The organism is Paenibacillus sp. 2KB_22 (genome assembly GCF_052115745.1).
Lineage (GTDB): Bacteria > Bacillota > Bacilli > Paenibacillales > Paenibacillaceae > Paenibacillus.
In genome coordinates this window covers 1,573,939-1,596,280 of record NZ_JBFRHG010000002.1, presented here as the reverse complement: position 1 = coordinate 1,596,280, position 22,342 = coordinate 1,573,939, and the positions used below count along the sequence as shown (strand labels likewise).

The 22,342-nt window shown below is 45.6% G+C and carries 21 protein-coding genes; 15 read left to right on the top strand and 6 right to left on the bottom strand.

Translation table 11 applies throughout. The features are described from left to right. Positions 1-42 precede the first annotated feature (42 nt). The 7 genes from AB4111_RS18115 to pstB all read left to right on the top strand — a co-directional run bounded on the left by AB4111_RS18115 (position 43) and on the right by pstB (position 7,915). Positions 43-1,365: an LLM class flavin-dependent oxidoreductase gene (locus AB4111_RS18115; RefSeq protein WP_442032640.1), complete on the top strand. Its 1,323-nt coding sequence runs from the start codon at positions 43-45 to the stop codon at positions 1,363-1,365. Between the two features lie 245 nt (positions 1,366-1,610). Next, a complete protein-coding gene (locus AB4111_RS18110; RefSeq protein ID WP_442032639.1) occupies positions 1,611-2,438 on the top strand; it encodes a sugar phosphate isomerase/epimerase family protein in 828 nt (275 codons plus the stop codon). A gap of 302 nt (positions 2,439-2,740) precedes the next feature. Further along, the gene (locus AB4111_RS18105) at positions 2,741-4,141 is read left to right on the top strand and encodes a stalk domain-containing protein (protein ID WP_442032638.1); all 1,401 of its coding nucleotides are present in this window, start codon (positions 2,741-2,743) and stop codon (positions 4,139-4,141) included. Positions 4,142-4,216: 75 nt separating this feature from the next. Next, positions 4,217-5,080, top strand: coding sequence for a phosphate ABC transporter substrate-binding protein (locus AB4111_RS18100; RefSeq protein WP_124115738.1), 864 nt, complete (start codon positions 4,217-4,219; stop codon positions 5,078-5,080). A gap of 104 nt (positions 5,081-5,184) precedes the next feature. Further along, a complete protein-coding gene (pstC, locus tag AB4111_RS18095; protein WP_442032637.1) occupies positions 5,185-6,153 on the top strand; it encodes a phosphate ABC transporter permease subunit PstC in 969 nt (322 codons plus the stop codon). Further along, on the top strand, positions 6,150-7,061 hold the full coding sequence (gene pstA, locus AB4111_RS18090; RefSeq protein ID WP_124115740.1) for a phosphate ABC transporter permease PstA: 912 nt from the start codon (positions 6,150-6,152) through the stop codon (positions 7,059-7,061). Before pstC ends, pstA begins: the two co-directional genes overlap by 4 nt. A 98-nt stretch (positions 7,062-7,159) precedes the next feature. Beyond that, complete coding sequence (gene pstB / locus AB4111_RS18085) at positions 7,160-7,915, top strand: phosphate ABC transporter ATP-binding protein PstB (protein WP_253439865.1); 756 nt, start codon at positions 7,160-7,162, stop codon at positions 7,913-7,915. A gap of 68 nt (positions 7,916-7,983) precedes the next feature. On the opposite strand, the gene AB4111_RS18080 is transcribed toward pstB, so the two are convergent. Next, entirely contained in the window at positions 7,984-8,862 is an 879-nt protein-coding gene (locus tag AB4111_RS18080; RefSeq protein WP_442032636.1) for an SDR family NAD(P)-dependent oxidoreductase, read from the bottom strand. A 135-nt stretch (positions 8,863-8,997) separates the two neighbouring features. Here AB4111_RS18080 and AB4111_RS18075 point away from each other — a divergent pair, with 135 nt between their 5' ends. Further along, on the top strand, positions 8,998-9,456 hold the full coding sequence (locus tag AB4111_RS18075; RefSeq protein WP_442032635.1) for a MarR family winged helix-turn-helix transcriptional regulator: 459 nt from the start codon (positions 8,998-9,000) through the stop codon (positions 9,454-9,456). Positions 9,457-9,597: 141 nt separating this feature from the next. Here the strand turns inward: AB4111_RS18075 and AB4111_RS18070 are convergent, their stop codons facing one another. Next, positions 9,598-9,942, bottom strand: coding sequence for a hypothetical protein (locus AB4111_RS18070; RefSeq protein WP_442032634.1), 345 nt, complete (start codon positions 9,940-9,942; stop codon positions 9,598-9,600). A 17-nt stretch (positions 9,943-9,959) separates the two neighbouring features. Then, the gene (locus tag AB4111_RS18065) at positions 9,960-10,916 is read right to left on the bottom strand and encodes a hypothetical protein (RefSeq protein WP_442032633.1); all 957 of its coding nucleotides are present in this window, start codon (positions 10,914-10,916) and stop codon (positions 9,960-9,962) included. A gap of 608 nt (positions 10,917-11,524) precedes the next feature. On the opposite strand from AB4111_RS18065, the gene AB4111_RS18060 reads away from it, so the two are divergent. The 6 genes from AB4111_RS18060 (at position 11,525) to AB4111_RS18035 (ending at position 18,557) form a co-directional block, all read left to right on the top strand. Continuing rightward, positions 11,525-15,064, top strand: a complete 3,540-nt coding sequence (locus AB4111_RS18060) for an S-layer homology domain-containing protein (RefSeq protein WP_442032632.1) — start codon at positions 11,525-11,527, stop codon at positions 15,062-15,064. Positions 15,065-15,306: 242 nt separating this feature from the next. After that, entirely contained in the window at positions 15,307-16,254 is a 948-nt protein-coding gene (locus AB4111_RS18055; RefSeq protein WP_442032631.1) for a helix-turn-helix transcriptional regulator, read from the top strand. Positions 16,255-16,327: 73 nt separating this feature from the next. Further along, positions 16,328-16,894, top strand: a complete 567-nt coding sequence (locus AB4111_RS18050) for a DinB family protein (protein ID WP_442032630.1) — start codon at positions 16,328-16,330, stop codon at positions 16,892-16,894. Continuing rightward, entirely contained in the window at positions 16,891-17,367 is a 477-nt protein-coding gene (locus AB4111_RS18045) for an EVE domain-containing protein (protein ID WP_442032629.1), read from the top strand. The genes AB4111_RS18050 and AB4111_RS18045 overlap by 4 nt, the downstream gene beginning before the upstream one ends. 225 nt (positions 17,368-17,592) lie before the next feature. Next, positions 17,593-18,186: a YdeI/OmpD-associated family protein gene (locus AB4111_RS18040; protein WP_442032628.1), complete on the top strand. Its 594-nt coding sequence runs from the start codon at positions 17,593-17,595 to the stop codon at positions 18,184-18,186. 119 nt (positions 18,187-18,305) lie between these two features. Next, entirely contained in the window at positions 18,306-18,557 is a 252-nt protein-coding gene (locus AB4111_RS18035; RefSeq protein ID WP_442032627.1) for a type II toxin-antitoxin system HicB family antitoxin, read from the top strand. 32 nt (positions 18,558-18,589) lie between these two features. Here AB4111_RS18035 and AB4111_RS18030 read toward each other — a convergent pair whose 3' ends face one another. From AB4111_RS18030 to AB4111_RS18020, 3 genes are all read right to left on the bottom strand, one after another. Further along, the gene (locus tag AB4111_RS18030; protein WP_442032626.1) at positions 18,590-19,912 is read right to left on the bottom strand and encodes an amidohydrolase family protein; all 1,323 of its coding nucleotides are present in this window, start codon (positions 19,910-19,912) and stop codon (positions 18,590-18,592) included. 198 nt (positions 19,913-20,110) lie between these two features. Next, positions 20,111-20,722, bottom strand: a complete 612-nt coding sequence (locus AB4111_RS18025) for a TetR/AcrR family transcriptional regulator (protein WP_442032625.1) — start codon at positions 20,720-20,722, stop codon at positions 20,111-20,113. Positions 20,723-21,104: 382 nt separating this feature from the next. Beyond that, entirely contained in the window at positions 21,105-21,764 is a 660-nt protein-coding gene (locus tag AB4111_RS18020) for a hypothetical protein (RefSeq protein WP_442032624.1), read from the bottom strand. A 301-nt stretch (positions 21,765-22,065) separates the two neighbouring features. Here AB4111_RS18020 and AB4111_RS18015 point away from each other — a divergent pair, with 301 nt between their 5' ends. Then, positions 22,066-22,335 carry a hypothetical protein gene (locus AB4111_RS18015; RefSeq protein ID WP_442032623.1) on the top strand — a complete coding sequence of 90 codons (270 nt, stop codon included), beginning with the start codon at positions 22,066-22,068 and terminating at the stop codon, positions 22,333-22,335. Positions 22,336-22,342 lie beyond the last annotated feature (7 nt).

The window sequence follows — 22,342 nt, the reverse complement described above, 5'->3', positions numbered from 1 at the left end:
TCGAACTGAATGGTCATTACCACAACTTAGGGAGGGATATATATGTCGCAACGACAATTGAAATTGGGAGCCAATCTGAACGGAGTGGGTAACAGCATTTCCTTTTGGCGTCACCCGGATATTCCCATTAACGCGAGCGTTAGTCTGGAGTTCTACAAGAAGCAGGTACGTATCGCGGAAAAAGGGAAGTTCGATTTGCTCTTTATTGCAGATGGCCTCTTCATCAATGAGAAGTCCAATCCTCATTTTCTCAATCGCTTTGAACCTTTGACACTTCTGTCCGCACTCGCCGGAGCCACTTCCCATATTGGGCTGGTTGCTACATTGTCTACTTCCTATAGTGAACCGTTCACGGTTGCGCGGCAATTTGCTTCGCTGGATCAATTGAGCGGCGGGAGGGCTGGATGGAACGTGGTTACTTCACCTTTGGAAGGATCGGCACTGAACTTCGGCAAAGGCGAACATCCAAACCATGCGCTGCGCTACGAAATTGCGGAAGAACATCTGAATGTGGTCAAAGGCCTCTGGGATTCCTGGGAGGACGATGCCTTTGTTGGGGACAAGGAACAGGGCGTATTCTTCGACCCTGCCAAGCTGCATACGCTGAATCACAAGGGAAAGCACTTCTCCGTACAGGGTCCCCTTAATGTGGGACGTTCGAAGCAGGGTCATCCGGTGATTTTCCAAGCAGGCTCATCCGAATCTGGTAAAGATCTGGCTGCCCGCTCGGCGGATGCCGTCTATACAGGACATGAGACGCTGGAGGAAGCAATGGAGTTCTACCGGGATGTGAAGGCAAGAGCAGTGGCATATGGACGTCAGGCAGCGGATATCCTGATCTTCCCTGGCATCGGCCCCATTGTTGGTAGAACAGTGGAAGAGGCTGAGCAGAAGTATCAGGAGATTGCCGAACTGGTGAGCATAGATCAGGCGCTGAATTATCTGGGACGTTACTTCGATCATTACGACTTCTCCCAGTTCCCGCTGGACGAACCTTTCCCCGAGATTGGGGAGATCGGCAGCAACAGCTTCCGCAGTACAACAGATAAGATCAAGCAGCAGGCACGGGAACAGGGTCTGACCCTGCGCCAAGTAGCATTGTTAGCATCTACCCCGCGTACATCGTTCATTGGTACACCGGATCAGATCGCTGATCAGATTCAGGAATGGTTTGAAGGCGAAGCGGCAGACGGATTCAATGTTCGTACTGTGGTGCCTAATGGATTGGAAGATTTCGTGGAGCTCGTTGTTCCGGTTCTGCAAGAACGAGGGCTGTTCCGTACAGAGTATGAGGATGAGACACTCCGGGGAAATCTGGGGCTTAAGATTCCACGTAACCGGCATACGTTTGAAGCTGTGAAATAGAGAATTTAGAGCGGTAATGACGTTAAATTAACGTTGTTGCCTCTTTTTTTTATCAGTAGAGGATCAGATGTTAGAAAGGGCTGTAATAGCGTGCTTTATTATACAAGAATGAGATATGATGGTTTCTTTTTGAGAGAGTACTGTTATTATAAAATGATAGCCTGTTCAAGCCCGAGTGTTGGTTAAGGGAGACAGGAAAGGTTGGACAAGCTGTAATTCCAGACGAGTCACAGGAGGAGATTGGGATGATTAGAGGGTTAACGAATGCGGGACTGGGCAACATCAAGTCTGATGAACAATATATCACAGATGCGGCCAAGCACGGATTCGGATCTGTAGATTTGAATCCGCTCTCATTGATTGAAACGTATGGCAAAGAACAGGCACAACATCTGCTGGAAAGCAATCAGGTGATCATCGGTTCGTCGGGCCTGACGGTGGAGTGGCGGACAACAGATGAACAATTCCGTGAGGGATTGCAATCGTTGGTCGCTATGGCCGAAGCTTCTGCTTCGCTGGACTGTTACAGCTGTTGTACGTATATTTTACCGTCAACGGATCAACCGGCAGCGCAATTTATGGCAGCGGCTACCAAACGCCTGAGACTCTGCGCAGACATCTTGGATGCATACGGGATTAAGTTGGGTCTGGAGTTTGTAGGATGCCATCATTTGCGGACGCAATGGAAGAATCCGTTTATCTGGCGTGTAGAGGATACGCTGGACTGGATCGAGACGATCCATGCGCCTAATGTAGGCTTGCTCGTAGATTCTTATCACTGGCATACGAATGGTTTACCGATGGAAGATCTGTTGAAGCTGAAGAAAGAGCAGGTTGTACATGTGCATATCAACGATGCTTATGATCTTCCTGTTGAAGAATTGCTGGATTATGAGCGTTTGTATCCCGGCGAAGGGGTCATTGATCTGGGCGGATTTCTGAGAAATCTGCAGGCGATTGGTTACAATGGTGTCGTGGCTCAGGAAGTACTGGCACCGGCATCAAATCTTGGTACGAATGAACTATTTGCCAAGTCGAAGGCTGGGTTCGATAAGGTGTTTGCGACAATATAATGTGTGAGAAAATGTGCGAAAAAAGCAAGGGCCCATACATTACGTATGGGTCATTTTGATGTATTTAATCATATGAATGTGTTGATATGAAAACATTGACAATTTGTTAACGATTCCAGGAATTCCCGTTTACAATTCGCTCCTATAATTACAAACGTAATAGGTCATTTTTACTATGAACGTGGAAGTTAAGGGGGATGAGACGGACAAGCTCTCATATGGATGATACATGCAGCATACCAGACAGCAGGGCACGGCATACAAGGCAAATTATATGGAGAAAAGAAGGGTGACCAAAGCCAATGTCAATGAAAAAGGTGTTAGTAGTGTCCATGGTAGCCACAGTGTTAACCACTTCTGTGGTCAGTGCAGTATCAGCTGCTCCAGCAGTGAAACCTGCGGCTAGTACAGCTCAGGTGCAGAACTCCACGCTTACAATAAACGGAAGTAGCGTTATCGTTCGTTCCATCGTGAAGAATGGCGAGACACTGGTATCGCTTCGTGATGTGATCAAGGCCATCGGTGCGCAAGCGGAAGTACATAGTGGAACAACGGTGATCAAGCTAAATGGTCACACGGTCACACTCCAGAATAATGCCAAACAACTTCTGGTTGATGGCAACCAAGTCAATTTGAATCAACCGGTTACAATCATTGGAGGTACAAGCTACGTTGCGCTCCGACCATTGGTATCCAGCGTTGGCGGTACAATCGTCAAGAGAAGCGGACTGCTTGAGGTTAGCACGGTCGCGTTGCTCGAAGGCGCGGAGAATCCCCGTTTTGCCGGAGCGGACAGGCTGATCGCTTCCAAAAGTGATGACAATGGTCGAACGGATTATCTCGTGAATACGACGAGTGGTAAATATGAGCTGTTGTTAACGACAGATGGCGGATCGGATCTGGTGGTTTCCCCGAGTGGCGATCAAGCGGCGTATACGAATGCGGAAGGAGCCGTCTACGTTATCGATCTGAAGACAAAGGCTTCGAGATTGATCACAAATGACACGAGCATCAAACCGGAATTGGTATGGTCTGCGGACGGAAGTGCAATTTATTTCCTGCAAGGAGATAAGGGATCCGTGATTGCGAGTCTAAATCTGGCTGATGGCACAATTAAGAAACTGGTTGAAGATAAAGTGGATTACAAAGAAAACCTGAATGTGTCTGCGGATGGCAAAAGATTCATCTACACGGTGACGACACTTGGCAAAGTAACCTCAGATGTTACCAACGTAGATGAAGACAACGTGTCTATCGACTTTTCAGCCAATCAACAGCAAATATTTTCGTATAACAACGGTATATCAAAGCCAGAAGCGGTGCAGTTAACGACTTCAACGGATGACAAAGTGTTTGTATGGTCCGTTGACGGGCAGAAAGCCTACTACGTAAGTGTACCGTCCGAGGACAGCAATGCTTCGCTGCAATCGGTGGATTCATCCCAGAAGGCAACAACGGTGTATGGCGATCTGGATGTAGAGCAAGTGATTCTGTCGGGCGGCGTCTTGTACGTACTGGCTGCGCAGGATGACAGCAATAGCGTCATTCTTTCCATCGACACAGTGACAGGCAAACAAACCAAACTATACACGGTATCCTCCGATGTATCCTCCATTACCGTTGCTGGATCACAAATCGCCGTGATTGAAAACGACCGGGTTTTGGTTCAAGCGGGTGGTAGCTGGAGAGCCGTTACGAAGTGAGATTTTGATCCATGAGTGATAAGTACGTGTTGATATTAAATAATGATTTATAATTCGAGAGGAGTTTCAACGAACATGAAAAAATGGATCAAACCCTTCACGGCCATGCTTATGGCTGTATCGCTAATTGGTGGACTTGGAGGCGCAACGACGGCATCTGCTGCCAAGAGCACGGAGAAAGGTAAAATTGTCATCAACGGTTCCTCGGCATTGCTTCCTTTAACCCTTCAAGCTGCGAGTGAATTCAAGAAAGATCATCCCAAAGTCAAAATCTCGGCTTCTGCCGCAGGTTCCATCACAGGCCCTCAATCTGTACGTAAAGGAATTGCCGACATCGGTGCTGTGGACTGGGACGCATCCAAGGATGTGCCTGGCTTCAAGAAATTTGATGGAATGGTTGCTAATCCAGTAGCAGTGACAGTATTTACGGCTGTGGTTAACACCAATGTGGGTGTAAGCAGTCTGACGACGAAACAATTGCAGGATATCTTCTCTGGCAAAGTGACCAACTGGAAAGACGTTGGCGGTGCGAACGCCAATATCGTGGTTGTTAACCGCAAGTTCGGTTCTGGCACACGGGTCAACTTCCAGCAAAAAGCGCTCGACGGTAAAGATTTCATGAGCAAAGGTGACAACTACAAAGAAGTTGGCTCCAGCGGCGATATGAAAACAACCATTGAAACGACACCGAATGCGATTGGTTATATTGACCTTCCTTATGTAACCAGCAAAATGAAGGCTGTATCCATCAACGGCGTTGCACCAACAGAGAAAAACGTATTGAACAAAACTTACAAAGTATGGGGTATCGGATATTACATGACCAAAGGTCAACCAACCGGTGCAACCAAAGCGTTCATCGATTACATCCAAAGCAGCAAGTTCCAGAACGGTTCCCTGAAAAAGCTGAAATTCATTCCGCTTGCGGCTGTAAAATAACGGAGTTTCAAACGTTCGTCATTCTCACATTTCATAAGAAAAGGGATAGCCAGCTTCTGCGCACGGTCGCGAGCTGGCTTCTCTATGTGAAAGGAAGAGCCTTCATGATCGATTTGAATCCCTCCCCGAACAGCCCTGCCCCCAGTGAGCTTGGTACAAGCATTGGTAAGGCCGCTCAATCGGGCACGCGGTTTAACCGTAAGGCGCGTTTAAGGTGGTCTAATAACCTGTTTCGCATGGTATGTATCGGCAGTACGATTTTTGTATGTCTGGTCCTCTTATGTATCTTGATCCTTATGCTGCGCACGGGTGTGCTTACCTTTGCGGATGTGTCGCTGCGTGAATTCTTTTTCTCCACCAACTGGGACCCGGAAAATGAACACTATGGCGCACTGACCTTCATCCTCGGCACACTGGCTCTTACGGGTCTCACCATGTTGTTCGCCATTCCGCTCTCTGTCATCATTGCCGTATTCTTGGCTGAAATGACACCCAAATGGCTTCGCCATATTTTGCGTCCCGTATTGGATCTGCTGGTGGGTATCCCTTCTGTGGTATACGGTTTCTTAGGGTTGACGATCCTCATCCCTTGGCTAAGGGATATCAGTGGACGTGATCTGGCTGACGGCTTACTCGCTGCGTCCATTGTGCTGACTATTATGGTGCTTCCGACGATTAGCCGGATCAGTGATGATGCCATATCTGCTGTGCCGAACAAATACCGTGATGCGGCCTATGCACTTGGTACGAACCGATTCCAAACCGTGACTCGTGTGGTCTTACCTGCTGCAAAAGGCGGGATTATGTACGCCGTCATTCTTGGCATGACGCGTGCGATCGGTGAGACGATGGCGGTGGTGATGGTCATTGGTAATACAGCACAGCTCGCGAATAGTCTGTTTACGCCAACAGCCGTGCTGACCAGTAATATCGTTATGCAAATCTCTAGCGTCGAATTCGATTCCACCTGGAATCATGGTCTGTACATGATGGGCTTTATCCTGCTCGCGATTTCGATCCTGATGATTGTTATCGTAAGACTGCTTCAGAAGAGAGGGGACCGCAACGTATGAGTGTGAAGAAGCAGGCGAACGCTATCGTCCCATCGTATTCTTTTGGCAAACGGAGAAGTTCATCCATGCTGATGGATCGGCTCTTTACAGGTATGGTATGGGGCGTTGGCATTGTCGTCATTTTGTTTATTGTTGGACTGTTATTTCTGTTGCTGAACAAAGGATTGCCTCTGCTCAGCTGGGATTTCCTATACGGTGTTCCTAGTGAGATTGAAGAAGGGGGAGGGATCGGACCGGCGCTATTCAACTCGTTCTATGTGTTAATTCTGTCCTTGCTCATCTCCATCCCTATTGGTATGGCGGCAGGCATATATCTGGCAGAGTTTGCACCAAACAATAAGCTAATCGAGACCGTTCGTATTTGCGTGGAGGGATTGTCATCTGTGCCATCCATCATCTTTGGATTGTTTGGTATTGCCCTGTTTGTGGAGTTTTTCGAAATAGGTCTTACCATTCTGGGCGCAGCCGTCAGCCTTGCTTTCCTGAACCTGCCTGTGCTTACCAGGGTAACAGAGGAATCCGTCAGGGCGGTTCCGGTGGAACTTCGCAATGGATCATTCGCACTGGGTTCAACGCATCTCCAGACGATCCGCCAAGTGTTGTTGCCGGTGGCTATTAACGGGATAATGACAGGCATTTGCCTGACCGCAGGCCGGGCATTTGGTGAGAGTGCTGTCATTATTCTAACCGCTGGGGTGTCTACCTCCGGGGAGATGTGGGACTTTAATTTGCTCTCGCCGGGAGGAACCCTTGCGGTACATCTCTGGTACATTCAATCGGAAGCCATTGTACCGGATGCGCAGGAAATTGCGCAGAAAACAACAGCGGTGCTGATCTTTGTAGCGTTACTCATTAATGTGCTGTTCCGTGTGCCCCTGTGGCTGAATGCTCGCAAAAATCAAGCATGATGAAAAGAGGTACTGTTAATCGGTATCGTCTCTGGATCAACGCCAACTGTCTAAGCTGAATCTGCAAATCAATCCATTTCAACCGGGGAGGGCACCTTGTGCAACCTATTATCGAGATCAACAAATTGAATTTGTACTACGGTCAGTTTCAAGCGTTGAAGGAAGTGTCCATTGAAATTCCCGAGCGTGCAATTACTGCTTTTATCGGACCCTCGGGTTGTGGCAAGTCGACCCTGCTGCGTACGCTGAACCGCATGAATGACCGGATACCCGGCACACGGATTGAGGGTAAAGTGGCCGTAGGGGGAACCGATATCTACAGTGGTGAAGTTCATGTGGAGACCCTTCGCAAGAAGATCGGCATGGTCTTCCAGCAACCGAATCCTTTTCCGAAATCCATTTACGACAACGTGGCCTTCGGCCCCAAACAGCATGGTATTCATGGCAAAAAGAAGCTGGATGAGATCGTAGAGCAGAGCCTGCGTTCCGCAGTCTTGTGGGATGAGGTAAAAGACAACCTGAAACGCTCCGCGCTAAGTCTGTCCGGAGGTCAGCAGCAACGTCTCTGCATTGCGCGTGCGCTGGCAGTAGAGCCGGATATTCTGTTGATGGATGAGGCAACCGCTTCGCTTGATCCCGTCTCAACCTTCAAGATTGAGGAGCTGACGCATGAATTGAAGGAGCGTTATACCATTGTGATGGTGACTCATAACATGCAGCAAGCCGCTCGCGTATCCCAGCAGACCGTGTTCTTCCTGAACGGTGAAGTCGTGGAGTATTCCGCTACCCAGAGCATGTTCGCAGAGCCAGTCGATGTGCGTACGCAGGATTATATTAGTGGCCGGTTTGGTTGATTGTTTTATCGTTGAGAAGTGTGAAAGTCTTTCAGATCTGATCTGAAAGACTTTTTTGCTGTTTGCAATTAATCCAGTAACCCCCGTTGTTCCATCAATTGTGTCGTAACCATCCACAGTTTGTTTTGCATGGCCTCATCTCCGCCAGGATGTATAGGAATAATAGATGCTCCATTTCCCACATTGAAATACCCTCCCGAAACCTCTCCATACTTCGGTTCCACCGCCAACCGAGTTATGATATCCGCACCCCGTCGTGGGTTGCCGATGTGCAAAAAGGTTAAAATGCGCTCAAGAACACTTGCAAACCATAGTTCTCGTCCAAGACCTGTCACATTAAAGCCTGGATTCAAGGCATTTACACATATCCCGGTTCCGCGCCATTGCCTAGCTAGTTCACCAGTAAACATAATATTGAGCAGTTTGGTTTTGCCATAGATTGCAGAGGAACCGCGTGCAGTAAAAGGAGTGATATCCGTCAAGTCATCAGGCAGCAACAGTGTGCCATGATTCCGCGAAGCTTCAGATGCAACATTGACGACTCGGGCATGGCCTGACTGGGTCAGGGAAGATTGTAATGTGTGCGTTAACAGCCAAGGTGCCAAATAGTTCACGGCAATCATCTCGGCATATCCTTCGGACGTGACTCTCTGTTCAAAAGCATGAAGTCCGGCATTATTCAAAAGTACGTCTATACGCGGATAAGCGGCTGCAATCTCAAGCCCCACACGTTTTACATCACTAAGTAAGGACAAGTCTCCAAAGAAAAATTCGATGTTGGCAGAAGGCATGATTTCCTTGATTTTGTACCTGGTAGCTTCTGCACGTTCCTTGCTTCGAGCTGTGAGTATAAGGTGTGCACCGCGTTTCGCGAGTTCGATTGCAGCGAGCTGCCCTAAACCACTTGTTGCTCCGGTAATCACAATAATGGGTTGTGGTGTTTTCATGATTAGATCTCCTTTTGACACGAATAGAGTCGAAATATATAATGGACATAAATCAACTATAATAATTAATTGATATTTGTCAACTATATTTCCGGAAGTCTACTTTCGTGCATTGGGGAAAGGGAGTTAACAGTAATGAGTGAAAATCCAATCAAAACCAAAGACAGAGAAACCCTGGAGCTAGCGCTGGGTGAGCAGATTCATGCACTGATCAGTGCTTCCCATGCGCTTAACGTTCGGTCTGCCGAGCGTTTTGATGCGAACCTGCAACCTGCCGCCTTTCACCTGGTCCGGTGGCTTTACTCCTATGGCCCAACAAGCGCCGCTGCTTTGGCAGACGCTACTGCGATGGACCGCAGCTCGGTCAGCCGGTTAATCAAACAACTCGAAAAGTCGGGATATGTAAGCAAAGAGCCAGACCCCGAAGATCGGCGTGGGGTTCTACTGGCTCTTACAGAACTTGGTCAACAATCGACGATTGGTGCGCTCAAGGAGAAGGAATCAGCTTTTTATGACCGTATATCCAGATGGGATGATAAGGAACTGGAGCGTTTTACCACCATGCTTCGGCAGTTTAACGGATTGGATGGTTAGTGAGAGGTTCTATGGTGGATTGTATTCGATACGCGAACTAAGTGGGATATGTCACCATTGAGCGAGAAAGGCTATAAAATCATAGCAAAAGCGGACATCTTGTGATGTCCGCTCGCGATTGTAAATCAAATTTAAATCATTTTATAGTTTCCAAGGGAGCTGAGGGACCATATAACGGTATCCCTGATTGTTTTCTTTTCTCACATATACCCAAGGTGGTGGGACAGGGGTGCCTTGTGCTTTATACAAAACCGTCCCTTCATCGCTTAGAGAATATTCTTCGATACTACTTTGGATTTCCTCCCAATGAATCTTACCTTGGTAAGACAGTGTCTGCCCTTGAACGATAACATGAGGTGCACCTGAAATAACTCTCTGCGTTATGTTGAGAACCCCAACCTTCCCTGAGTACAACATCACGAATTCGCTCATGAAAAGTATGATAATCAAACTGATTATGCTCATAATCCATCGCTTTTTTCTCATTTTGTGACCTCCACTACCTAGGGGATCATTCCCTCGTAGTTAATGTCTTTTAATGACATAATCTCGTCAGAGATGGTATTGATTTTGACTGAATAGGGCTTAATAGCTTGCAGGAATTCATTTATGATTTTCTTGCGATCTTTATCAAAGACAGCAGATGTTATGTGATTCTCCTTTAATACGTTATCGTTCATTATGACTTGTTTAGAATAACTAACTGAATTACTATAATCGATTAGATGTGTAACCCCCGTGAATTTGCCACTAGTTAATGTACCTTTGGAGAATTCGGATGGTTTAATCCCAATATATTTTTCAGAAGAACCGTGTTTCTTTTTATAATTGATAATCGTGTCAAAAAAGTCCTTATCCCCGGTTAACTTTTCGTTGAAATAATCATTTTTGAGAGCAATCGTAGTCGTATGATCAGTATATCCTAGTGAGACAGTATCTGAAGAGTGGATTGCGTAATATCCCTGAGACATCTTGCCCTGATTGAATGTTCCATCGTTAATGGTGTTGTTGTAATGGTCATGTACAGGGTAAACCCTGCCATCAGAAGTAAGATACTGTACTTCTAACCATTGCGTAATTTCTTTTCCTTTACCATGATATGTATCATTAATCCATGATCCGGTGTAGGTTTTTGTAGTGAATTCACCTGTTCCATGGCCCATATTAGATTCATTGTAATCCTCAAAGGGGACACCTCCACCTTCAACTAATGTATATGTATACTTGCCTTTTCCTTGCCGCGTACCACTCACCCAATCTCCAGAGTAAACTTCGGTTTCTCCCCATCTTGCGGTTCCTTTACCATGAGGTTTCCCGTTTAAAACTTCACCATAGTACGTCCCTCCATCTGACAATTTTAAGTTTACTTTCTTCGATGCTGCTTCTGTTGGAGTAGAGCTTGATAATAGTCCAATGATAATGGTGATCGTTAATCCAAAACCTAGATAGAATCTTTTCAAAAGTGTGCAACTCCTTCAATGAATAATGATCTTTGCGTTGTTAGCCATCTTCAACATTATCGGTTTATGAATCGTATTATTCCAGTTTAAGTATAAAGTGGAGATCGGTCTGATTTCACAAACAACTCGTCCCTAGTTCACAAAAGTAAAGATGTAAAGGCTGAAAGAAAATCCTGCTTAACCCAAATTACCTGCGGCTTCAGAGCATATTATGCCTATGGTTCGTGAGTGCTTTTTTTATACTCAGCATATGCGTAACCCTGATCTTTTTTACAAAATCCACTATGTTCTCCGCTTGATGATTCCTCCTACGCGTGTTCTCCTCCTAATGATGCACAGCAGTGGTGGAACTTTCCTGAATCGTGAACAATCTCTGAATTTTGTATCACCTCCTAATTGCTGCGTTATCCCTGGATTCACTATCCCAATATGGAGCAGCGCAGAGTATGACTCTGTTAGAAAAAGCTTGAGAAACCTTTAACGGAATATGAAAGAATGCAGCTATATGTAAAATTTTAAATACACGCTCCCAGGTCGTTGACCCTGCCCCCAAAAGTCTCTTATATTTACTCCCGACACAACAACTCAGAACGGGTGGTGGGACGATTTTGTTCACTAATAAACGCAAGAAGATACTCGCTATGCTTACACTTATACCCTTGGCTACAGGGATGGTCATGGGAGCTTTCCCTGCTGCAATAACGTATGCAGATGCAGGAGAGAACACACCGACCAACAGCCTGGCAACAGGTTCTTGGCAAACGGGAGATTTGCATGTACATACGTTTGAGTCCGATGACGCACAGGTATCACTGGAGAACGTGCTCGATGCGGGTTTAACGAAATATGGGCTGGACTGGATCGCGCTTACGGATCATTTGCGGTTATCCAAGCGAGATCACAACGGTAACGACATTTCGGGTGGACCAATACCCATGTCCCAAGGAATGAATGAATATCAGGTACCACAGATCAAGGCCCTTCAGGATGCAGGCAAATACGCAGGTAAAACAATCTTCTCCGGTTTTGAATGGGACATGCCAACACATGAACACGTTGGGGTGGGGATTCTCACGGATGAGCCTAACTCAACCGAAGCGCTGAACGCTGCCAAGGAATTCGAGTACCGTTTCACGAATCGCGCAGCGAACCTGTTTAATGCGGCAGAGGTAGCGAATTGGGATCAGGACGGAGGTCGTGCCTACACGACTCATCAGGATGCGCTAACCGCCATCAATTGGCTCGCAACGAACTATCCAATGACCAGTTATGCGATGATCAATCATCCTTCACGCGGGAAAAACAAATATACGGTCGCAGACTTCCGTGAGTTCAACGATCTGGCTCCGCAAGTGGTATTCGGTATCGAAGGCATGCTGGGTAACCAGATGGAACCGGATCGTGGAGGGTACAACTCAAGCTACAATGTAGCTAATCCGACCGCTGATGATGGATACAAATATCGTACATACGGCGGTGTAGACTATATGGTCGCCAAGGTTGGCGGACTATGGGATGCATTGCTTGGAGAAGGACGTCACTTCTGGAACTATGGCAATTCGGATTACCACTTCAAGACGATTGGCACGAATTCCAGTGGTTATTTCCCGGGCGAATATGCCAAGACGTATTCCTGGGTTGAGGGTACAGGTATGCAGGCTGTTCTGGATGGACTGCGTTCGGGGAAATCATTTTCCGTATTCGGTGACCTGATCAACGCACTGGACTTCACAGCTTCCGGAGCGGGTGCTCAGGTTGAGATGGGTGGAGACCTTAATGTGACCCAAGGCGATGAAGTAGAGCTGAAGATTCGTTTCAAGAGTCCAACGACGAGCAACAACTATGAAAATCCAATCAACAGTGGTACGTCCGCTGGACAAGTACCCGTGGTGGATCACGTCGATCTCATCGCTGGGGATGTGACAGCTAAAGCCCAGAAGGGTACAGCCGCTTATACCAAAGACACCAACGACTCTACCAAAGTACTGGCTACCTTCACATCCAACGATTGGACGACAGATGCCGAGGGCTATAATGTCATCACGTACAAGATCAAAGCTACAGACCAGGACAAGTATTTCCGCCTGCGCGGTACGAATCTGGGCATGAACGTGACAGGTGAGACTGTCAATGGTGAACCGCAGCTTGATCCGAAAAATACGACAGCCGATGCAACGACACGTTTTAATCAAATTAACGATAGCAACTATCGCGATCTGTGGTTCTATTCCAACCCAATTTTCGTGAGTGCCACACCGTACAGTGACGCACAGGCGGTAACCGATACGCTTCAAGCAATCGATCTGGGCGATCTGAACGCGGTTCATTCCGATCTTACCCTTCCTGTTGAAGGGAAGCATGGTGCAACCATTAGCTGGTCCAGCTCCAAACCGGAATTAATGAATAACGAGGGCAAGCTGCTATTGCAACCGGACAATAATGAGCGACTGGAACTGACGGCAACCGTACAACGTGGCACGGAGTCTCAACCCAAAACGTTCACTGTCATTGTGGAAGGCACGAATAATCAGGTGCTAGTGTTAAAAAGCAATATGACAACCGCTGACGGCCAGCCGTATCACACGGATACATGGACGAACCAGTCCGTAACGGTTAGTGTAATCAGCGCAGTATACGCACCTGCTACTTCTGCGATCATCGAGTTGTCTCGTGATGGGGGACAGACGTATGAACCATATACAGAGAATACGCCTTTGGAGGTAACGGAGCCGGGAGAGCATAACCTTTTATTCCGGGCAACCGATGATCTGGAACAAACGTATACTTTACCTCTGGTCATTAAAATAGACCGTGAGATTCCCGTCATCACCCTGCAAGGTAGCAGCCAGATGACGCTGAATGTGGGAGACGCGTACAATGAGCCTGGAGCACAGGCTTCTGATAATGTGGGCATCCGTGGTTCCGTGCAGGTGGATGGCACGGTGAACACACAAGCAGCAGGAATCTACACCCTTCGGTATAACGTGAAGGATATCGCTGGTAATGTAGCACAGGAAGTTATCCGTACCGTGACTGTACAAGCCCGCTCGGGCAATGGTGGCGGGGGTTCAGGTGGAGGTAATGGAGGCAACTCTGGTGGGAATTCAGGGGGAAGTACATCAAGTGTGCCAACAACGCCTACCGTTCCAACCACACCAACGAACCCTGAAACGGGATCAGACTCATCCACTGAAGTGAAGGTTGAGGTGGAAGCGAATCAGCCGGTGCAAACGGGATTGAAAGACATCGTACAATTCAACGCTCCAGCGGGAGCCATTGGTTCCAAGGATACGTTGCAAGTGTCCGTGGTTGCCAAGGACAAGTTGCAGAATACAGCTTCCCTGAATGTACTTGGACAAGCTGTACAGATCAGCCGCAGTGGCGGAAGAACGTTGAATGATCAGGCGGCATTGAGCTTGAAAGTGGATTCGGCAGAACTGCCGAATGGCACTCAACCTGCAATCTACTATTATAATGAAGCTCGTCAGAGCTGGGTATTTATCGGTGGCAAGATGAATGCAGCAGGAAGCATAACGGCCAATGTGAATCATCTGGGTACATTTGTTGTGTCCAGTTACACACCGGTGAATCTGTCTGACCTGAATGGACACTGGGCTTCCGACTACGCAGATCGTTTGCTGGGCATGAACGTGATTCAAGGTTACACAGATGGTACGTTCCAACCATCGAAGAAGATCACACGGGCAGAGTTTGTTACGTTGCTCAGCAAGGCGCTGGCATTGAAGTCCGTGGAGTCAGATCTGACATTTGCAGATCAAGGTAGTCTGCCAGACTGGGCAAAAGGTGATATTGCCGCAGCCGTGCAAGCCGGAATTGTGAAAGGCTACGGTGATAATACATTTAAGCCCAATCGGACGATTACGCGTGCCGAGATGGCAGTCATGATGGCGAATGCGCTGAAAGTAAGTTCAGATGCACAGGCCGGCATGTCAGGCGATACATCCGTTAAACCAAGTTTCACGGATGCATCGCAGACGCCATCTTGGGCACAGGAAGCACTGGATGCAGCGGTGCATGCCAAAATTGTGAGCGGATATACGGACCATACGGTTCGTGCAGGAAGTGAAACGACCCGAGCGGAAGCTGCGACGATGATTTATAACTTGTTGCTCGCCATATACGTGTAAGAAGTGTAGAAAAGATTTAACTGTATGTAAATTAGATGGGAATAGATGGAAATAGACGAAAAGTAGCTAAAAAGTAGAAGAAAAACTGATATCCTTTTGGGGTGTCAGTTTTTTTTCGGATAAAGACTGTCTCATCTTGGTGGCATGTAAGGCATTCCATTGCTGTAATTCACGAAACGAAAGGACAAGTTAATGTGATAGAATGAGTTAAGTCTGGATGATGAAACGGTGGGGGCTAGAAAATGAACAAAACGGAGCGGCAGCTTGCGATTACGCTTGAATTGCAGCGAAGAAAGATGTTAAGAGCAGAAGATTTAGCGGCTCAATTGGAGACAAGTGTACGTACAATATATCGAGATATTCAGGCATTAAGTGAGGCTGGTGTTCCGATTATGGGAGCGCCTGGTCATGGGTATTCCCTCATGGAAGGATATTTTCTGCCCCCGGTAAGCTTCAGCGCAGAAGAAGCGGTATCCCTGCTTATGGGAGCTGATTTTATTGAACAGAGATTGGATACGGAATACGCGATGCAGGCTAAATCGGCTCAACGGAAAATTGAAGCCATCTTACCTGAATCCGTTCGTAACGAGTCCACACGTGTCCGGGAAACGATGCGAACGCTTCATACGCTTGAACCCTTAACCCGAGTGAGGGTGAAGACATACCTTAACCAGATTCGTAATGCCATTTTGGAGCAACGTAAGATTAGCTTTATGTACCTGAAGAAAATGCCGGGAGCGGATGGCACTCGGTATAACATGCGTGAGGTTTCACCCTATGGACTCTCGCTTGTCCAGGAGAATTGGGTATTAATTGCACGTTGTGATTTGCGACAAGACATTCGTCATTTTCGTTTGTCACGCATGACTGAACTTTCAGAGCTTGAGGATCACTTCACTTTACCGCCGGATTTTGATCTGAACAGTTATCGACCTCCTGACAACCGTAACGAACAGGTATTAATTCGGGCTAAACCTGAGATTGCTGACAAAATTATGGAAGCCCTTCATTTCTATATGGATGCATTTGAGGAGCAACAGAAAGGTGTCATTTTTCATTTTCGTGTCCGCTATCCGGAGGAAATATTGCATTATTTGCTGGGCTGGGGTGGAGATATCGAGGTCCTGGAGCCGGAATCTTTACGCTTTCGAATGCAGGAAGTAGCCAAAAACATCTTAAAACACTACTGACATACACCTGTCAGTAGTGTTTTTTTATACTTGGATATATCACAGATCAAAAGGAATTGGAGTTGGTTGAAGGATGAGAAGTACAACGGAAGTATTGGAATCATTGGAAACGAGTGTAGAGAGATATTTGGCAGAACTAAGAAAATTGGATATGGATAGCTTACATAGAAAACAGAGTGAGGAGGAATGGTCCATTGGACAGATGTATGTACATTTGATTCAATCAGCGCTTTTCATGCAGCTTCATAATATTGAGCAGTGTTTGAGCAGCAAGGATTCGACATTAAACTCGGATGAGAAAAAAACAGAATTAGGTAGGCAAGTGTTTGAATTAGGACAATTCCCTCCCGTCCCTGTTAAAGTACCTGCTTCCCCGCAGTACACCCCGCAACCACCCGAGAGCAAGGAGTCCTTGAGCGAGGGGCTTCACATGGTCGTGGAACGGATGAGGAATACAGAACCCCTTTTACACCAAGCGTCCGAAAACAACAAAATACTTCATCCAAGGCTTGGCGCTCTAAATGCTCAGGAGTGGTTTTTGTTGATAGAGATGCACTATAGACATCATTTTTTGCAATTGAATCGATTGATATCGAATCTGGAGATGTATACGAGAGAAGGGGATGGGATGTATCTATGAAACCAAATCAGGACAGTAGATATTGGATTGGTGTTGTATCAGCTTCTCATGTGAATGTAGCCGTAGAGGGAGGGTTTGCGCAGCTGTGCCATGGCAAGTCAGCGATGTTGCGGCAGATGTCCCCGGGTGACTGGATGATATACTATTCTCCACGTACAGAGATATCAACAGGCAAGCCACTTCAGGCTTTTACCGCTATTGGTCAGATTATCGACGACAGGGTTTACCAATATCAGATGTCGGAATCATTTGTACCCTTTCGCCGAGATCTCCGTTATCTTCCATGTCGAGAAGTCAAGATCGCAACGTTGTTAGACCAACTCAGTTTTACGCGCGGGAATCGCAATTGGGGGTTTCCATTTCGTAGAGGTCACTTTGAAATTGGGGCTGAAGACTTCATGATGATAGCTTCCTCCATGTTGGAAGATGAGACACAGTCACTACTGGATATTAGCTTAAGCCAGAAATGTTAACCAAAGCAAAAGGCCCATAGATTGTCTATGGACCTTTTTGCTTTATGGATAATCATATCCTCCTCCATTGTTATCGCATTTCTGAAGAAGTTGGTCTTTGTTGTTCTTAAGGTTTAAATTCAAGTGGAAAGGTCAATAAAAGCTCTGTAAGCAACGCTGTACAATCCACTGAAAACCAGTACAATTGAACCTATAAGAACATGAGATAAAGAGAGGTACTTCTCCATGACAGAAACAAGTGGAAATCGCAAAGTTGACGGCTATATAAAGAAACTTAAATCGTGGCAGGAAGAGTCCGCGAAGCTGAGAGAGATTATTCGAGATTTTGACCTAACAGAGGATATGAAATGGATGCATCCTTGTTATATGCTCGATGGGAAAAACATCGTTCTCATCCATGGATTCAAAGAGTACGTCGCGATCCTGTTCTTCAAAGGTGCTCTGCTGAAGGATACACACGGCATTTTGGTTCAGCAGACGGAGAATGTACAGGCAGAACGCCAGCTTCGCTTCACCAGTCTGGAGCAGATTGTGGAGCAGGAGGCTTGGATTAAAGCCTACATCCAGCAAGCGATTGAAGTGGAACAGGCCGGACTGCAAGTGGAAATGAAAAAGACTGCCGAATATAGCGTTCCTGAGGAACTTCAGCAGCAGTTCGATGAAAATCCTGCTTTCCGAGATGCATTTGAAGCACTCACACCCGGACGGCAGCGGGCCTATCTCTATTATTTCTCACAACCGAAGCAATCCAAAACGAAAGTATCACGAATCGAGAAGTACATGCAGCCGATCCTGGAGGGTAAAGGGTTGAATGATTAATCTTATAACAATGTATTTGAGGGAAATGAAAAGTTAAACGAATTGAGAGCCTTTCAGATATTATCCGAAAGGCTTTTTGCTGTTTTTGCTAGAAGTTTAGATAACAGGAGGTGTCCCATATGATTCGAACTTACCAATACTACGCAATTTTTAATTTTGCTGAGGATGGAATTAATGTTACATTTCCTGATTTGCCTGGATGTATCACCTGTGGCGATTCAGTTGAAGAAGCATTATTGATGGCGAAAGAAGCACTTGAATTATTTTTGGATGGAGAACCTGTTGAAAATATTCCGCCACCTCAAAGCATAATGCCTGAATTATTGAAGCCTAAAGATAAAGCATATTTAATTGAAGCCAATATTACGTAGTACTGATCGACTCTATGTTTATATATCTGAATTCACCAAACTGAGTTTAGAACATCGTCGACTTCTTTGATTTTGGTGACAGATGGTGTTTGAATTAGATTTCCTTTAACCATGACCATAGAGATGTCCGACAAGGCCTCGATATGTTCCAGCGGATTTTGCTCCATGATAATCAGATCGGCATGTTTGCCGATATCCACCGTCCCTGTTACATCATCAACGCCCAGGATCTTTGCATTGGTTCGGGTCACCATGTCGATGACCTGTTTGTTGTTCAGGTTGGCCTGTCTCATGTAGTGGTCCATCTCTCTCCACATATCATAGTGAGTCACGTAAGGCATGGCGGCATCGGTGCCTATACCAATGATGATGTCGTTTTCGATCGCTTGCTTCACACCTTTGAGCATGGAATCGTAGACGAGTCTGGAATTCTCTTTTACCGTTGCACTTACCTTCGTTACGCTGATATCCAGTGAGGCGGATGGATAAGCGGCTTGCAGGGTGGGGATGAGTGCGGTGTAGCCATTCAGGGCATTGGGATTATTTTTGTACAAACGAATGATTTCGTCATCCATCTCCGAACCATGCTCGATTGTATCGACGCCACCTTGTAACGCAACGCGTACACCTTCCGTGCTTTCCACATGGGCTGCCACCCGCAAACCAATCTTATGCGCTTCATCGCAGATCGCCGCAACTTCCTCCACCGTCATCTGTAAACGACCAGCTTCGCCCACCATTTTCGCATCCGTCACGCCACCCGTCACACAGATTTTGATCAGATCCACACCGTGTTTCACATTGATCCGCACATTCTTTCGTGCTTCCCACGGGGAGTCGCCAACCAGAGCCAGGAATGGAGCACCATGTCCGCCCGTGACACTTAGGAAAAACCCAGAGACAAGCAGATTAGGACCGACAAAGTCGCCGTTATTAATCTCGTCCCGCAGCTGGACGTCGGTGTAAAAGAATTCCCCCACACTGCGCATCGTTGTTACACCCGCATGAAGTGCGGTCAGTGCGTTGCGTTTCATGCGTTTTTTCAAAACGTTTCTGCCGAGTTTGGTATTCAGGATTCGATCATATGCGAACTTCAACATACCTTCGCTGACCGAAAGACTGAATGGTTTACCATCTGCAAAGAGGTGCACATGGGCGTTGATCAGTCCTGGCATTACGTATTTTCCTGAGAGGTCGATGGTTGTGTAGTGACTTGGGATATTGAGTTCATGATCTCGGCCGATATCCTGAATAAGACCTTGTTCATTGACGAGAATCGTCATGTTTTTTTGCAGATTGCGGCTTGAGTCGCCGTGGATCAGAAGGACGTTTTTTAATGCGTAAGCGGTGTTCATATTGTGTTCCTCCTTAGAATTGTGGGTGAAGCGAGTAGATAGGGTATATAAGATACCTGATTCAATAATGAATAATTAATTCATTTTTAAGTTAAAAAAATAGGCTGATTTATGATGAAGTTTTTTTGCGTGCAAACCAATTGGAGTTGATATGATCTGCACGCTTTGTCTACCCGGCATAAATGATGAGATGGAGCGTTATTCGTTGAGACTCTTCATGCCGTACAGTCTGTAGACATACAAAGCTTCGAAAATTTGCTTCCGGCTGTCCTCACTCATATCCCGCTTCAATAGATCTAAGTTCATGTCGATCACGTTGTGTGCGAGGATGTTCAACAGGATCATGTTTTCCTCCGTGCCAATCTCATAACGTTTATATTGATTCTTCAGATAGGCCTTCTTGGTTTCAATCATCAGCTCGACAAGCTCATTCTTTGCGTTGGTGTAGATGGTGCCTTTATTCTTTTCGAAGATGATGACAATCTGATTCCGGTATTTACGTAATACATCCACCTGTTCCTGCAATAACGCTGACTTTCGCTCGCTATCCGTTTCCTCGAACAAGGTCTGGTTATCAAAGTGAATCGTCTCCACCAGCACATTTTTCAAATAATCCACCAGATCCGGCGGCACGACAGCGTAGAATAATTCTTTCTTGTTCTTGAAATAAGTATAGATATTGCCTACGGAAATATTGATCTCATCGGCGATATCGCTCATCTTGGCATCCACATAGCCTTTTTCAAAAAAGACCTTGAGCGCCGCGTATTCAATCTCTTTCCTGACTTCGTCTTTCTTGGCTTGCACCATAGGGAACGACTCCTTAATAGTGAATGGGTGGTTCGTTATTAGGATAGATCTTTTTGAGGTGGGTGTCAAATAGGGGGAGGAAATGCCAACAATAATGTAACAAATATGCTATCTAAGTTGTAGCTAAGTGGATATTTTTTATATTGTGGGACTCGAATACAAGAAAAATTAAGCAGCTTTATAAGTGAAACTTGAAGAACCTTGATGATTGTTACAATCAACAGAGTATCCAGAAGATTCTCCATTCGAGTGACAAGTATTAGGAGACTTATGTGCATATGCATTTATAGGAACAAGAGTTGATAAAAGAAGAGAAGTTATCGACAACTTTACTAGGAATTTTCTCATATTCTATAACCCATTTCTTTCTCTTTGTTAATAATTATTTAGTTACTGATTCTATTTTCTTAATGAATGCTTCTTCGTTGAGCACTTGTGTGTTAGTCGTTTCATTGAGATTTAAAGTATGGTTGTTCTCAACATCATAAAGTTCTTTGTCAATATACCCTAATTTTTCAACAGTGTTATTTCTAATATTTTTATACATATTAGTCTCTTCACCCAGTATCCAATAAAGGTTTGGATATTCTTCTGCCACAGAACCAACAGCTTTTTTCAGGAATAGAATATATTCTTCATTTTCTTGGAATAGCGGATTATCATTAAACAAGACTTCACGATTACCTTGTTGCATGATACTAATAGTTTCTGATACTAGTGTAGGGTCACTTTTTTGTGTACTTAGAATTTGAGCATTAAATATACTTTTAGGCACGGGTTCGGTAAGTTCACCAAGGTTTTCACGTAATACTACTTTGACAATTAAATCTGCTTGTTTAACCCCATCCTCGAAGGGAAATACCTCTAGTTGACCTTTGAAGGTTTTCTTTTCATCCGTTTCTTGATTATTTATAGGTCCTGAAGTCTGAGCATCCCCATTAACGACTGACCCTGAATTCCTTTGATCAAGTGTACCTGAGTAAATCATTCCACCTGCCATTAAAGAGAGTATGACTGTTGAAAAAACTAATTTTTTATTCATAAAGCTAACCTCCAATCTAAATATATGTTCTTTCCAATAATTAGACAGTGGAACTTCTAGGAATGTTTCACATATTTATATAAAAACTGAATTAATGATTCTTATGTTGGAAATCTATAATAATAATACTTCATAAAGCCGCATGTGTAGCAGGCAAAACTTAAAGATTACTATAAATTCAGTCAAATATATGATTACTGTAAATAAACAATGATGCGAATAGGAATACAATGGTACGTTCTCACGTACCACATCTTTTCTAGTGATATGTTACCCTCTCATTAAAAAAGGAGAGGTTAACATGCCAAGTACCAACAGCGAAGACCTGTCTTCCCAGTACGCACAACTAGTCCGACAAGAAGACGATTACATCGATCAACTGGTCACATGCAACAAACTCATCCTAGACGCTATGGACATCATTGCGAAGCAGGCAGGTGTGCTAGACATGGATACCGTGAAACAAGCAGCATATCACCTTCATTCCATGGAACAGGATCTAAACCGAAAGTTATTTGAAGTCCGACTGGAGAAGAGCATCTTGGCAAATCATATGAGTCAGTCTACATAAATTTACC

What these genes read in the sequence shown, in the direction of transcription:
- AB4111_RS18115 (WP_442032640.1), top strand. Translation starts at nt 43, where the DNA reads ATGTCGCAACGACAATTGAAATTGGGAGCCAATCTGAACGGAGTGGGT.
- AB4111_RS18110 (WP_442032639.1), top strand. Translation starts at nt 1,611, where the DNA reads ATGATTAGAGGGTTAACGAATGCGGGACTGGGCAACATCAAGTCTGAT.
- AB4111_RS18105 (WP_442032638.1), top strand. Translation starts at nt 2,741, where the DNA reads ATGTCAATGAAAAAGGTGTTAGTAGTGTCCATGGTAGCCACAGTGTTA.
- AB4111_RS18100 (WP_124115738.1), top strand. Translation starts at nt 4,217, where the DNA reads ATGAAAAAATGGATCAAACCCTTCACGGCCATGCTTATGGCTGTATCG.
- pstC (WP_442032637.1), top strand. Translation starts at nt 5,185, where the DNA reads ATGATCGATTTGAATCCCTCCCCGAACAGCCCTGCCCCCAGTGAGCTT.
- pstA (WP_124115740.1), top strand. Translation starts at nt 6,150, where the DNA reads ATGAGTGTGAAGAAGCAGGCGAACGCTATCGTCCCATCGTATTCTTTT.
- AB4111_RS18080 (WP_442032636.1), bottom strand. Translation starts at nt 8,862, where the DNA reads ATGAAAACACCACAACCCATTATTGTGATTACCGGAGCAACAAGTGGT.
- AB4111_RS18075 (WP_442032635.1), top strand. Translation starts at nt 8,998, where the DNA reads ATGAGTGAAAATCCAATCAAAACCAAAGACAGAGAAACCCTGGAGCTA.
- AB4111_RS18070 (WP_442032634.1), bottom strand. Translation starts at nt 9,942, where the DNA reads ATGAGAAAAAAGCGATGGATTATGAGCATAATCAGTTTGATTATCATA.
- AB4111_RS18055 (WP_442032631.1), top strand. Translation starts at nt 15,307, where the DNA reads ATGAACAAAACGGAGCGGCAGCTTGCGATTACGCTTGAATTGCAGCGA.
- AB4111_RS18050 (WP_442032630.1), top strand. Translation starts at nt 16,328, where the DNA reads ATGAGAAGTACAACGGAAGTATTGGAATCATTGGAAACGAGTGTAGAG.
- AB4111_RS18045 (WP_442032629.1), top strand. Translation starts at nt 16,891, where the DNA reads ATGAAACCAAATCAGGACAGTAGATATTGGATTGGTGTTGTATCAGCT.
- AB4111_RS18040 (WP_442032628.1), top strand. Translation starts at nt 17,593, where the DNA reads ATGACAGAAACAAGTGGAAATCGCAAAGTTGACGGCTATATAAAGAAA.
- AB4111_RS18035 (WP_442032627.1), top strand. Translation starts at nt 18,306, where the DNA reads ATGATTCGAACTTACCAATACTACGCAATTTTTAATTTTGCTGAGGAT.
- AB4111_RS18030 (WP_442032626.1), bottom strand. Translation starts at nt 19,912, where the DNA reads ATGAACACCGCTTACGCATTAAAAAACGTCCTTCTGATCCACGGCGAC.
- AB4111_RS18025 (WP_442032625.1), bottom strand. Translation starts at nt 20,722, where the DNA reads ATGGTGCAAGCCAAGAAAGACGAAGTCAGGAAAGAGATTGAATACGCG.
- AB4111_RS18020 (WP_442032624.1), bottom strand. Translation starts at nt 21,764, where the DNA reads ATGAATAAAAAATTAGTTTTTTCAACAGTCATACTCTCTTTAATGGCA.
- AB4111_RS18015 (WP_442032623.1), top strand. Translation starts at nt 22,066, where the DNA reads ATGCCAAGTACCAACAGCGAAGACCTGTCTTCCCAGTACGCACAACTA.